Source organism: Pseudomonas sp. GW822-FHT03F04 (genome assembly GCF_058801405.1).
In genome coordinates this window covers 11,476-24,359 of sequence record NZ_JBXANF010000011.1, presented here as the reverse complement: position 1 = coordinate 24,359, position 12,884 = coordinate 11,476, and the positions used below count along the sequence as shown (strand labels likewise).

12 protein-coding genes are annotated in these 12,884 nt (G+C 62.5%); 3 read left to right on the top strand and 9 right to left on the bottom strand.

Going from position 1 to position 12,884, the window contains the following annotated elements; all coding sequences use genetic code 11:
* The first annotated feature begins 98 nt into the window (after positions 1 to 98).
* Complete coding sequence (locus AC1RMX_RS23950) at positions 99 to 797, top strand: glutathione binding-like protein (protein ID WP_096823070.1); 699 nt, start codon at positions 99 to 101, stop codon at positions 795 to 797.
* A gap of 143 nt (positions 798 to 940) precedes the next feature.
* The gene (gene hemB, locus AC1RMX_RS23945) at positions 941 to 1,915 is read left to right on the top strand and encodes a porphobilinogen synthase (RefSeq protein WP_003223551.1); all 975 of its coding nucleotides are present in this window, start codon (positions 941 to 943) and stop codon (positions 1,913 to 1,915) included.
* Positions 1,916 to 1,919: 4 nt separating this feature from the next.
* Here hemB and AC1RMX_RS23940 read toward each other — a convergent pair whose 3' ends face one another.
* The gene (locus AC1RMX_RS23940; protein ID WP_096823069.1) at positions 1,920 to 3,455 is read right to left on the bottom strand and encodes an FAD-dependent oxidoreductase; all 1,536 of its coding nucleotides are present in this window, start codon (positions 3,453 to 3,455) and stop codon (positions 1,920 to 1,922) included.
* Positions 3,456 to 3,639: 184 nt separating this feature from the next.
* On the opposite strand from AC1RMX_RS23940, the gene AC1RMX_RS23935 reads away from it, so the two are divergent.
* Positions 3,640 to 4,728: a DUF1615 domain-containing protein gene (locus AC1RMX_RS23935; RefSeq protein WP_493073175.1), complete on the top strand. Its 1,089-nt coding sequence runs from the start codon at positions 3,640 to 3,642 to the stop codon at positions 4,726 to 4,728.
* Positions 4,729 to 4,806: 78 nt separating this feature from the next.
* Here the strand turns inward: AC1RMX_RS23935 and AC1RMX_RS23930 are convergent, their stop codons facing one another.
* From AC1RMX_RS23930 to AC1RMX_RS23895, 8 genes are all read right to left on the bottom strand, one after another.
* Entirely contained in the window at positions 4,807 to 5,247 is a 441-nt protein-coding gene (locus AC1RMX_RS23930; RefSeq protein ID WP_493073174.1) for a phage infection protein, read from the bottom strand.
* A gap of 113 nt (positions 5,248 to 5,360) precedes the next feature.
* Positions 5,361 to 6,056 (bottom strand): anti-sigma factor, encoded by a 696-nt coding sequence (locus AC1RMX_RS23925; RefSeq protein WP_493073173.1) that lies wholly within the window; start codon positions 6,054 to 6,056, stop codon positions 5,361 to 5,363.
* On the bottom strand, positions 6,053 to 6,586 hold the full coding sequence (locus tag AC1RMX_RS23920) for a sigma-70 family RNA polymerase sigma factor (protein ID WP_493073346.1): 534 nt from the start codon (positions 6,584 to 6,586) through the stop codon (positions 6,053 to 6,055). Before AC1RMX_RS23920 ends, AC1RMX_RS23925 begins: the two co-directional genes overlap by 4 nt.
* Positions 6,587 to 6,628: 42 nt before the next feature.
* Positions 6,629 to 7,150, bottom strand: a complete 522-nt coding sequence (locus tag AC1RMX_RS23915) for a DUF3455 domain-containing protein (RefSeq protein ID WP_493073172.1) — start codon at positions 7,148 to 7,150, stop codon at positions 6,629 to 6,631.
* An 89-nt stretch (positions 7,151 to 7,239) separates the two neighbouring features.
* Positions 7,240 to 8,865: an ABC transporter ATP-binding protein gene (locus tag AC1RMX_RS23910; RefSeq protein ID WP_493073170.1), complete on the bottom strand. Its 1,626-nt coding sequence runs from the start codon at positions 8,863 to 8,865 to the stop codon at positions 7,240 to 7,242.
* A gap of 14 nt (positions 8,866 to 8,879) precedes the next feature.
* Positions 8,880 to 9,902, bottom strand: coding sequence for an ABC transporter permease (locus AC1RMX_RS23905; protein WP_493073169.1), 1,023 nt, complete (start codon positions 9,900 to 9,902; stop codon positions 8,880 to 8,882).
* A complete protein-coding gene (locus AC1RMX_RS23900; RefSeq protein WP_096823061.1) occupies positions 9,902 to 10,966 on the bottom strand; it encodes a microcin C ABC transporter permease YejB in 1,065 nt (354 codons plus the stop codon). The genes AC1RMX_RS23905 and AC1RMX_RS23900 overlap by 1 nt, the downstream gene beginning before the upstream one ends.
* A 1-nt stretch (position 10,967) precedes the next feature.
* The gene (locus AC1RMX_RS23895; protein ID WP_493073168.1) at positions 10,968 to 12,839 is read right to left on the bottom strand and encodes an extracellular solute-binding protein; all 1,872 of its coding nucleotides are present in this window, start codon (positions 12,837 to 12,839) and stop codon (positions 10,968 to 10,970) included.
* Between the last annotated feature and the right edge of the window lie 45 nt (positions 12,840 to 12,884).

Below are 12,884 nucleotides of genomic sequence, written 5' to 3'. Positions count from 1 at the left end.
ATTAAGTAAGCGTGGTGTCCACGGCAAAAAAGAACCCGAGCCAGAGCGGAAAACGTGGATTATGCTCAGGCCTTTCATTTTGTGACTGGATGCTACACATGACCGATCTGTCCGCGTTCCCGATCACCCAGAAATGGCCGGCGCAGTACCCTGACTGGATTCAGCTCTATTCCCTGCCGACTCCCAACGGCGTCAAGGTCTCGATCATGCTCGAAGAGATCGGTCTGCCCTACGAACCGCACCGTGTGGGGTTCGACACCAACGACCAGATGTCCCCGGCGTTCCTGTCGCTGAACCCGAACAACAAGATCCCGGCGATCCTCGACCCTCACGGTCCGGATGACAAACCGCTGCCGTTGTTCGAGTCCGGCGCGATCCTGATTTATCTCGCCGACAAAAGCGGCCAGTTGCTGGCCCAGGAAGGCGCGCTGCGCTACGAGACGATCCAGTGGCTGATGTTCCAGATGGGCGGCATCGGCCCGATGTTCGGCCAGCTCGGCTTCTTCAACAAATTCGCCGGCAAGGACTACGAAGACAAGCGTCCCCGTGACCGCTACGTCGACGAAAGCAAACGCCTGCTCAACGTCCTGAACGCACGCCTCGAAGGGCGCGACTGGATCATGGGCGAGCGCTACACCATTGCCGACATCGCCACGTTTCCGTGGGTGCGCAACCTGATCGGGTTCTACGAGGCGGGCGATCTGGTCGGCATCAAGGACTTCCCGAACGTCACCCGGGTACTGGAGCGTTTTCTGGCGCGGCCGGCCGTGGTGCGCGGGCTGACCATTCCCTCATAACCCTATGGGAGCCGGGTGCGCGGATTATTGCGCGCCCGGTAATGCACTGTTGATTGATCCAGGTTTGTACCCCGTCCCCCGCAAGGCATAAGCTTCGCCCCCTACGACTTTCGTCTCATCTGCCCGTTTTCAGGAAAGGCCCCATGTCCAGTCAGTTCCCCGAAGCACGTCCACGCCGTCTGCGCCGCAATGCGAGCCTGCGCAGCCTGTTCCAGGAAACCGAGTTTTCGCTCAACGATCTGGTGCTGCCGATCTTCGTCGAAGAAGAGATCGACGACTTCGTGCCGATCAAGAGCATGCCCGGCGTGATGCGCATTCCGGAGCGCAAGCTGGCCAGCGAGATCGAGCGTTACGCCCGGGCCGGGATCAAGTCGGTGATGACCTTTGGCGTATCCCATCACCTGGACGCCAACGGCAGCGACACCTGGCGGGAAAACGGTCTGGTGTCGCGCATGTCGCGGATCGCCAAGGACGCCGTGCCGGAAATGATCGTGATGTCCGACACCTGCTTTTGCGAGTACACCGACCACGGTCACTGCGGCGTGATGCACAACCATGAAGTCGACAACGACCAGACCCTGATCAACCTCGGCAAACAAGCGGTCGCGGCAGCGCGTGCCGGTGCCGATGTGATCGCACCGTCGGCCGCGATGGACGGTCAGGTGCGGGCGATTCGCCGGGCACTGGACGATGCCGGCTTCACGCAGATTCCGATCATGGCCTACTCGACCAAATTCGCCTCGGCGCTCTACGGCCCGTTCCGCGAGGCCGGTGGCAGCGCGCTGAAAGGCGACCGCAAAAGCTATCAGATGAACCCGATGAACCGCCGCGAAGCCCTGCGTGAATCGTTGCTCGACGAGCAGGAAGGCGCCGATGCACTGATGGTCAAACCGGCGGGCGCGTACCTGGACATCATTCGCGACATCCGTGAAGCCTCGAACCTGCCGCTGTCGGCGTATCAGGTCAGCGGCGAGTACGCGATGATCAAGTTCGGCGCCCAGGCCGGGGCCATCGACGAGGATCGTGTGGTGCGCGAAAGCCTCGGTGCGATCAAACGCGCAGGTGCGGATCTGATCTTCACTTACTTTGCGATGGACCTGGCCCTGGCCGGGATCTGATCCGTCAGGGGCAACTGAAAAACGGCCGGATCCCGTGGTCACGGAAATACCGTTCGATCACCTTCGGATCCGCGCTGTTGTCGGCAATCGCCACATAGGTGTCCGGGCGCAACAGGTAAAAGCCGTTGCGCCCCAGTCCCGCCGTTTCAAACGCCGGGCGCCAGTCGAACACGTGCAGCGGCAAGTGGTGTTCATTGCACCAGGCGATCATCTCGTCGCTGGTGTCGCCGTACACATGCACCTGCCAGCATGGATTGCGCAGCGGTTCGTAATTATCCCCCTCGCCATCATGGGCCCACGGCAAGCGGTCGCCGCCGTGCACATGCCCGGCCACTCCCTCGCTCAACGCCATGCCCCGATAATTGACGGTGATTTGCGAGACGGTGCGAAACAGGAATTCGCGACTGGTTTCGAATGAGGCCATTTTCGGGATCAGGAACGGCGCCAGCCGCGTGCGCAACAGATCGGCCATGCGACCTTCGGCAGTCACAAAACTGAAGACTTTGTCAGTGGTCGAGACCAGTCGCCGGGCGAAGGCGATGCGTTCGGTTTCGTAGCTGTCGAGCAGCTTCGCCGTGGCGCCACCGCTGAGTACCGCCGCGAGTTTCCACGCCAGATTGATCGCATCGCCGATGCCGGTGTTCATGCCTTGACCGCCGGCGGGGCTGTGCACGTGCGCTGCGTCGCCGAGCAGAAACGCCCGGCCCTTGCGAAAGTGGTCCGCCACGCGATGATGCACGCGGTAGGTGGAGAACCAGTTGACGTCCTCGATGTGCACGTTCAAGTGCTCGATGGCGCGGCTGCTGACATCGGAGAATTCCAGGGTTTCGGCGCGATCCGCACGCTCGTCGCGTACCGTGCCGATCAGCCGCGCACGGCCTTCGCCGGCCAGCGGAAATACCGCCAGAAAATCCGCCTCATCCAGGTCCAGATGCAACTCGCCGTTGAGCGCCGGGCCGCTGGCTTGCACGTCGGCGACGTAGAAAATCTGCTGATAGGTGCCACCAGGAAAACCGGTGTCGAGGGTTTTGCGCACCACCGAACGGGCGCCGTCACAACCGGCCAGGTAGCAGGCCTGGCAGATCTCCTGCTCGCCATCCGGCAGGCGCAAATGTGCGGTGAGGCCGTCGCCGTTTTCCGTGAAGCTTTCGAGGGTGGTATTGCGCTCGACGAACACGTCGTAGTCTTCGAGGCGGTCGATCAGCAACCGCTCGTGTTCGTCCTGCGGGTAGATTTCCAGGAAGGCGTAAGGCGTCAGGCCTTCGCCGATGCGGTTAAGCGGCAGTTGTGCCACGGGGTTGCCCTTGACCCAGAAATTCGCCGCCGCCACCCGGTGCCCGTTGCGTACCACGGCTTCGGCGAGATCCAGTTGCCGGTACAACTCCAGCGTGCGCGCCTGCACCGCCAGCGCCCGTGAGGTGGTACCTGGCATGGAGCTCTTGTCGATGATGCGCACCCGCACGCCCAGTTTGCTCAGCCACAGGGCCAGTACCAGTCCGGTGGGGCCCGCGCCGATGATCAGAACGTCACTGCGGTTCATGGTCTGTCCTCCTCGCGTGCCCTTTGCCACTGAGTGTGCAGCAGCAAGTATGGATCAGCAGGCGAGGGCGGCCAGTCGGCCTGCCAAACGGGACGATGGAACAGCGCCGCCGGCCCGCAGTCCTATCCTGCACCCTGCGATTGAGCGTAGGGTTAACCCGCCTCAACGGACTGGATGAAGCGTTATGCACACCCCTCGATTATTCGTCAGCCTCGCTGCATTGCTGGTGCTGGCCGGTTGCGCAGGCCAACGCGGGCAGGAACCGGCCCCGCGTTCGCCGGCCGAGGTCAAGGCGCAGATCGTGCGTTTGCTGCCAGCGAAAACCGTCGACCGCCAGGGCTGGGCCACGGACATCTACACCGCGTTCGCCGCACAGGGCATCAGCCCGACCACGCAAAACCTGTGTTCGGTGCTGGCCGTCGCCGAGCAGGAATCCAACTTTCAGGTCGACCCGCCGGTGCCCGGCCTGGGCAAGATTGCCCGCGACGAGATCGACCGGCGCGCGGCCAAGGTCCATATCCCGAGCCTGTTGGTCAGCGGCGCCTTGCAGGTGCGCTCGCCCAACGGCAAGAGCTACAGCGAACGCCTGAGCGCGGCACGCACCGAGAAAGACCTGAGCGCCATTTTCGATGACTTCATCGGCATGGTGCCGATGGGGCGCACGCTGTTTGGCGGCTTCAACCCGGTGCACACCGCCGGGCCGATGCAGGTCAGCATCGAATTCGCCGAACAGCATGCCAAGGGTTATCCGTATCCGGTGAGCGGCACGATTCGCCACGAAGTGTTCACCCGTCGTGGCGGCATGTATTTCGGCATCGCCCATTTGCTGGGGTATCCGGTGAGTTATCGCGAGCCGCTGTACCGCTTTGCCGATTTCAACGCCGGGTGGTACGCCAGTCGCAACGCGGCGTTTCAGAATGCAGTCAGTCGCGCCTCGGGCGTTCCGCTGGCGCTGGATGGTGACCTGATTCGCTATGACTCGATCATGCCGGGCACGACCGAACTGGCGGTGCGCAAACTCGGCAAGTCATTGGGTATGCGCAATCCACAGATCCGTGACCAGTTGGAGAAGGGCAACACGCTGGGATTCGAGGAGACCAGGCTGTATCAACGGGTCTTTGAACTGGCGGACAAGGCAGAAGGCAAATCATTGCCCCGGGCGGTGCTGCCGGGGATCGTTCTGCAGAGCCCTAAGATCACCCGCAAACTGACCACTGCGTGGTTCGCCAAACGGGTCGATGAGCGCTATCGGCGCTGCATGGCCAGGGACTGAAGCGGCAAAAAAAGACGTAAAAAAACCCGGCTGAAGGGAGCCGGGTTTTTTCTGGATTGCTGCGGTAAAGCCCTTCATTCAGGCAACGCGGCGTTCGATCAGACGATCCGAGCCACCTTCGGCAACGCGACGTTCTTGCAGACGATCCGAGCCACCTTCGGCAACGCGGCGTTCTTGCAGACGATCCGAGCCACCTTCGGCAACGCGGCGCTCTTGCAAACGATCCGAACCACCTTCAGCGACGCGACGTTCCAGCAGACGATCCGAGCCACCTTCGGCAACGCGGCGTTCCAGCAGACGATCCGAGCCACCTTCAGCGACACGGCGTTCCAACAGACGATCCGAGCCACCTTCGGCAACACGGCGTTCCAGCAGACGATCCGAACCACCCTCGGCAACGCGCTGTTCGATCAAGCGATCCGAACCGCCTTCAGCGATCATGGTGTGGGCAGGTTTGGCGGCAAATGCGTTGAAGGCCAGAACCGAAAGGGCAATGCTGAGGATGACTTGGCGTTTCATGATTTTGTGCTCCGGGGGTGTTGTTTGTTTGGTATGGAGCAGATGTTACGCCCGGGATTTTTTAAGAGAACTTCATTGACGTGATGGTGAACATCGACGCCGATGATGGTTCTTCAGAGCACCTTCACCGCTCGGCCAATCGCCTGGATCGGCCCGGTGGGTTTGCCGATCGGCGAACCATTGGCGCCTTCCAGCGTCAGCTCGAACAACTGGTTAGGTTGCAGCGGCGGCAGCTTGTCCAGCGGGATCGACAGCGCTTGCCCCGGCTTGACCAGACCCAGCGACACCGGGCCTTGCCAGCCGTCGGCCTTGGTCCAGAACTCCAGCGCCTTGTCCGCCGGCACCTCGACCACGCCCAGCGGAATCAACTGAATCTCCCGGGGACTGCTTGCCTGGATCACCCAGCCCGGCGCCTTGTCCTGCGGGGCGACCAGTACCACCAGATAACTCGGTTTCGGCGTGGTCTGCGTCAACAGGATCGAACCCAATAACAAGGTTGCGGCCAACCCGGCAGCGCTCAAACCGCGCCACAGTGACAGGCGGTTCCACCATGAAATCTCTGGCGCCATCTTATGGGTGAGTTGCCCGACACTGCGTTCAATGCGTTGCCACAACTGCGACGAGGGCTGATGCGCCGAGGCGAGGTCGGTCAGTTCCAGCAGACGCCGTTCCCAGGCATCCACGGTCGCTTGCAGCTCGGGCTCGTTCGGCAGGCGTCGCTGCACTTCGGCGCGTTCTTCGGCCGAGAGCGTGCCAAGCGCGTATTCGCCCGCCAGTTCATCGCGTTCCTGCGCCGATTCGGTGGTCATCCCATGCACTCCCGCAACGCATTGAGGCTGCGTTTGATCCAGGCTTTGACGGTGCCCAGCGGTGTGTCGAGGCGTTGGGCGATCTGCGCGTGGCTGTAACCGTCGACGTAGGCGTGAAGGATGCAGCGGCGCCGTTGCGGTTCCAGTTGATGCAGGCAGCGGTGGATGCGCGTCGATTGCGCCAGCGCGTCGAACCCGGCGTCAGTCTCCGGTGATTCGTTGTGTTCGTTCAGCGATGTTTCCCGGCCATGATCGCGCAACACATTCAGCGCCAGATGCCGGGTCACGCTGAACATCCAGCCTCGGGCCGAACCGCGCGACGGATCGAACCCCGACGCGCCGGCCCAGATCTTGATGAACGCATCATGGACGATGTCCTCCGCCAGCGCCGTATCACGCACCAGACGCCGGGCCACACCGAGCAGCCGCGGACCTTCCTGCACGTACAATTCGCGCAGCGCCTCGCGCTCACCGCGAGAACAGGCGGCGAGGCGGGCTTCGTAATCGAACAGGTTTTCGGGCAAGGGCATGTCCTGCAATCTAGCAAGCATCGACCAAACGTCCAGTCAGGTTCAGTTCACCGCCCAGAAAATGTAATCGGCCTGGTACTTCACCACTTCCTGTTTACCCTTGTTTGCGGCCGTGCATTCGCTGCCCGGCGCCACACCGCCCTTGAGGGCGACACGCTGGATGTAGCTCACGCCGCTCATCGCGCCTTTGCCTTCAGCGGGGTTGGCCTTCACCAGTTGATAGGGCAGGTTGCCCGGACTTGAGGGTGCAACGGCCAGTTGCGTGCCGGTGACTTTCGAACCGTCCTGCGCCTGCCAGGTGGCCGGTGGGCCGAAGTAGGTGCCGACCTGCTTGCCGCTGCGATCGTTGAGCACCGCTTTCGGGCCGACGAACACCCACTCGGTCTGGCCGGCGACATTGGCCTTGTCCCGGCATTCGTAGGTGATCTCGCCGACCCCCGTGGTCTCCAGGGCGATCTTGTGGCCGTCCGGCACCTTGATCGCGTCGGGATAACTGCTTTGGGCAAAGCTTGTCGAGGCGACAGCGAGCAAACCGGTGAGGCCAATCAATTGGGTGATGTTCATCAGTGTTTCTCCGAAAAGGGTAAACCGCTGACAGCCGAAAGAGGGCTGTTACAGGGACTACCCGTGACGGAGCGGTTTGGATGCAGGGCTCATGAGAAAATTTTTGCAGCCGTTGCAGATCCCTCAATTTGGCGTGCCTGCACGAGCCCGGAAGCCTTGAGCAACGCCTGGGTATAGGCATGCTGCGGCGCCGCAAAAATCTCGCGCGACGCTCCCTGTTCCACCACCTTGCCATCCTTGATCACCATCAAGTCATGCGCCAGCGCATGCACCACCGCCAGGTCATGACTGATGAACAGGTACGTCAAGCCATGGCGGATCTGCAACTGTCGCAGCAATTCCACCACCTGTTTCTGTACCGTGCGGTCCAGCGCGGAGGTCGGCTCGTCGAGCAGAATCAGCGCCGGTTCCAGCACCAGCGCCCGGGCGATGGAAATGCGCTGGCGCTGGCCGCCGGAGAATTCGTGGGGATAGCGATGCCGGCTCTGCGGGTCGAGGCCGACTTCCTCCAGCACGCGGATCACCGCCGCTTCACGCTCCTCGGCCGTGCCGATGCCGTGGGTCAGCAGGCCTTCGGCGATGATCTGCTGCACCGACATCCGTGGGCTGAGGCTGCCGAACGGATCCTGGAACACCACCTGGATCTGCCGGCGCAACGGGCGCATCAAACGCTGATTGAGCAGGCTCAATTGCTTGTTGCCGAACCGAATATCGCCCTCGGATTCCACCAGCCGCAGAATCGCCTGGCCCAGCGTCGACTTGCCCGAGCCGGACTCGCCGACAATCCCCAGGGTCTTGCCCCGTTGCAGACGGAAACTCACGCCGTCCACGGCCTTGATGTATTCCTGGGTGCGGCTGAACAGCGCCTTGGGCAGCGGGAACCAGACTTTCAGATCGTCCACCTCCAGCAGGTTGTGATCGTAGCGGCTCGGCACCGGCGCGCCGGATGGTTCCGCCTCGATCAGCAGGCGGCTGTAAGGATGCTGCGGGGTGCGGAACAGCGTTTCGCAATCGGCCTGTTCGACGATTTCCCCGTGGCGCATCACGCACACCCGTTGGGCGATGCGCCGCACCAGATTGAGGTCGTGACTGATCAGCAGCAGCGACATGCCGAGGCGTTGCTGCAACTCGATCAGCAGTTCCAGAATCTTCTGCTGCACGGTCACGTCCAGCGCCGTGGTCGGCTCATCGGCGATCAGCAATTCGGGTTCGTTGGCCAGCGCCATGGCGATCATCACTCGTTGCCGCTGGCCGCCGGAGAGCTGGTGCGGATAGGCCTTCAACCGTTGCAACGGTTGGCGAATGCCCACCAGTTCCAGCAGCTCCAGCGTGCGCTGGCGAGCGGCGCGACCCTTGAGCCCCTTGTGGATCTCCAGCACTTCGCTGATCTGTTTCTCCACCGTGTGCAACGGGTTCAGCGAGGTCATCGGCTCCTGGAAAATCATCGCGATGCGATTGCCGCGCAAGCTGCGCAGTTGTTTTTCGCTGGCGTGCAGCAAGTCCACGCCGTTGTAGCGGATGCTGCCCGTGCTGCTGACGGTTTTGCCTGGCAGCAAACGCAGAATCGAGTGCGCCGTCACCGATTTGCCCGAGCCGGATTCGCCGACCAGTGCCAGGCACTCGCCACGGCGGATGTCGAGGTTCACGCCGTGCACCACTTCATGCCCGGCGAAGGCGACGCGCAGGTCGCGGATTTCAATCAGGTTATCGGTCATTTCAGCTCCGGGGATCAGGATCGCGGATCGAACGCGTCACGGCAGGCTTCGCCGATAAACACCAGCAAGGACAGAATCAGCGCCAGGGCGAAAAACGCCGTCAGCCCCAGCCACGGCGCTTGCAGATTGCGCTTGGCCTGGCCGATCAGTTCCCCCAGCGACGCGGTGCCGGCGGGCATGCCGAAGCCGAGAAAATCCAGTGCGGTGAGGGTGGCGATGGCGCCGGTCAGAATGAACGGCAGGTAGGTGAGGGTGGAGGTCATGGCGTTGGGCAGAATGTGCCGGCGCATCAGTTCGCTGTCCGTCAGACCCAGCGCCCGCGCGGCCTTGACGTATTCCAGGCTGCGCCCGCGCAGGAACTCGGCGCGCACCACGTCCACCAGTGCCAGCCAGGAAAACAGCGCCATGATCCCCAGCAGCCACCAGAAACTCGGCGAGATGAACCCGGACAAAATGATCAGCAAGTACAACACCGGCAGCCCCGACCAGATCTCCAGCACCCGTTGCCCGAGCAAGTCGACCCAGCCGCCGTAGTAACCCTGCAACGCCCCGGCGACGATGCCGACCAGCGCACTGACGGCGGTGAGGATCAGCGCAAACAGAATCGAAATTCGTGTGCCGAAGATCACCCGCGCCAACACGTCCCGCGCCTGATCGTCGGTGCCCAGCCAGTTGCTGGAGGACGGCGGACTCGGTGCTGGTTCCGTGAGGTCGTAATTGACCGTGTCGTAGCTGAACGGGATCGGCGGGAACAACATCCAGCCGCCCTGATCCTCAATCAGCCTGTGTACGTAATTGCTGGCGTAATCCGGCTGGAACGGCAGTTCGCCGCCGAAATCGGTTTCCTGATAATCGCTGAGGATCGGGAAGTAAAAGGCGTTGTGGTAGCGGATTACCAGCGGCTTGTCGTTGGCGATCAGTTCGCCGCCGAGGCAGATCAGGCACAGCCCGATGAACAGCCACAGCGACCAGCGCCCGCGACGGTTGGCCTTGAATTGCGCGATGCGCCGCCGGCCCAGAGGGGAGAGTGTGAACATCAGGCAGTCCTCGCCGAAAAGTCGATGCGCGGGTCGAGCAGGGTGTAGCAGAGGTCGCCGATCAGCTTGATCAACAGGCCGAACAGGGTGAACAGGAACAGCGTGCCGAACACCACCGGGTAGTCCCGCGACACCGCCGCTTCGTAGCTCATGCGCCCGAGGCCGTCGAGGTTGAAGATGGTTTCGATCAGCAGGGAACCGGCGAAAAACACCTCGATCAATGCCGACGGCACACCGGCCACCACCAGCAGCATCGCGTTGCGAAACACATGGCCGTAGAGCACGCGTCTTTCGGTCAGCCCCTTGGCGCGTGCGGTGATCACGTACTGGCGGCTGATCTCGTTGAGGAAGCTGTTCTTGGTCAGGATCGTCAGCGTCGCAAAACCGCCGATCACCAGCGCCGTCACCGGCAACACCAGGTGCCAGAGGTAGTCGCCGACCTTGCCCCACAGGCTCAGACTGTCGAAGTTGTCCGAGACCAGCCCCTGCACCGGAAACCAGTTGACGTAGCTGCCCCCGGCGAACACCACGATCAACAGGATCGCGAACAGAAACGCCGGCATTGCGTAGCCGACGATGATCGCCGTGCTACTCCAGACATCAAATGCGCTGCCATTTCGGATCGCCTTGCGAATGCCCAGCGGGATCGAGATCAGGTAGGTGATCAAGGTTGCCCACAGGCCGAGGGACAGCGACACCGGTAGTTTCTGCACGATCAGATCCGTCACCTTCGCACCGCGAAAGAAACTGCTGCCCAGGTCCAGTTGCGCGTAGTTCTTGAGCATCAGCCACAGGCGTTCGTGCATCGGTCGGTCGAAACCGTAGTGGTGTTTGATTTCTTCGATCAGCGCCGGGTCCAGGCCACGGCTGCTGCGCCCGGCACCGCCGATGGCGGTCACCTCGCTGGCGCCGCCCATGCTGTGCCCGCCGAAGCCTTGCAGGCGGGCGATGGCCTGTTCCACCGGGCCGCCGGGCGCGGCCTGCACGATGACGAAGTTGACCACCAGAATGCACAGCAGCGTCGGGATGATCAGCAACAGACGTCGACTCAGATAACGCCACATGTCACTGGCCCCCCGCGAGTGGGTGCAAGGCACTCATTTGCGGGTTGGTCAGCGGCTTGGTCGAGACCTCCCACCAGGTGTCGAGGCCTTCGCTGTAGATCGGCTGCACCGGCGGCATGCCGAAGCGGTTCTGATACACCGTCGGCGTGCCTTTGGAGTAGTAGTTGGGAATCATGTAGTCACCCCATTGCAGTACCCGGTCGAGGGCGCGGGCGTAACGCACCATGGCGTCGCGGGTATTGGCCTGCACCAGGCCATCGATCAGTTGGTCCACTGCCGGATCAGCCAGCACCATGGAATTGGAACTGCCAACCTGCGTGGCGCTCTGCGAGGCGTACAGGCTGTACAACTCGCGGCCCGGCGAGACGATCGGATCGCCGCTGCGCGGGAAACTGGTGACGATCATGTCGTAGTCCCGGGCGTTGAGCCGGTTGATGTACTGCGCCGAATCGATGCGTCGCAGATTCAGGGTGATGCCGATCTGCGCCAGGGTGCGTTTGTACGGCAGCAGCATGCGGTCGAAACCGCCCTGGCCGTCGAGGAAGGTGAATTCGAATGGCTCGCCGGCGGCGTTCACCAGCCGATTGTTTTTCGGCGTCCATCCGGCCTCGGCCAACAACTTCAGGGCCTGCAACTGCTTGTCGCGGATGTAGCCGCTGCCATCGGTTTTCGGCGCCTGATAGACCCGGCTGAAAACCTCGTCCGGAATCTGTCCGCGCAGCGGTTCGAGGATCGCCAGTTCGCCGGCGTCGGGCAGGGCGGTGGCGGCCATTTCACTCTTCGGCCAGTAGCTGTTCTGGCGCACGTAGAAGCCGCGCATCATCTGCTTGTTGGTCCACTCGAAATCCCACAGCAGGCTCAGCGCCTGACGCACGCGGCGATCCTTGAACCGCGGGTTCTGCAGGTTGAACACAAAACCCTGGGCGCTGGTCGGTTTGTCCGGGGCGAGAATCGCCTGTTGCAGGCGTCCGTCGCGCAGGGCCGGACTGTCGTAGCCGACCACGTAGCCAGACGAGGAAAACTCGCGGTTGTAGTCGAACGCGCCGGCCTGCAGCAGTTGCCGGGCGACGTCGGTGTCGCCGTAGAAATTCACGGTCAGGCTGTCGAAGTTGTACATCCCGCGACTGACCGGCAGGTCTTTGCCCCACCAGTGCGGATCGCGCTGGAAACCGATGCTGCGCCCGGCGTCGACCTTGCTGACACGGTACGGGCCGCTGCCCAGCGGGGGTTCGAAACCGCCGCCGTTGGCGAAGTCGCGGGTCTTCCACCAGTGTTCGGGCACCGGTCGCAGCGACGCCAGATCCAGCGCCAGCGTGCGGTTGAGGTTGTTCTTGAAGGTGAAGCGAATCTGTCGCGGAGCTTCGATCAGCACGTCCTGCACGTCGGCGTATTGCTGGCGATAATTCAGGCTGCCCTTGGTCATCAACAGCTCGAAGGTGTAGCGCACGTCCTCGGCGGTGATCGGTGTGCCATCGGCGAAACGCGCCTTGGGGTTCAGGTTGAAACGCACCCACAGACCGCCGGGATCGCGCTCCATGGATTGCGCCACCAGGCCGTAGACGGTGTAGGGCTCGTCCAGCGAACGGAACGCCAGCGGCGAATACACCCAGTCGTTGACCTGCACCACGGAAATGCCCTGATCGGCATACGGGGTGATGTAGTTGTACTGACCGATTTCCATCGAGGCGCGGCTGAGCGAGCCGCCCTTCGGGGCGTCGGGATTGACGAAATCGAAGTGGTGAAAGCCGGCGGGGTATTTCGGCGCCTCGCCGTACACCGTCATCGCGTAGCTGCCGCCGGCCAGCGCAGATGCCGCGTTGCACAGCAGCGCGCTGCCGAGCAGCAAGCCGGCCATGTTGCGCATGAATGTCATGAAGTCGTTCCTCTGAGCCGGAAAAACCCGAAGCGGCGGCTGGCC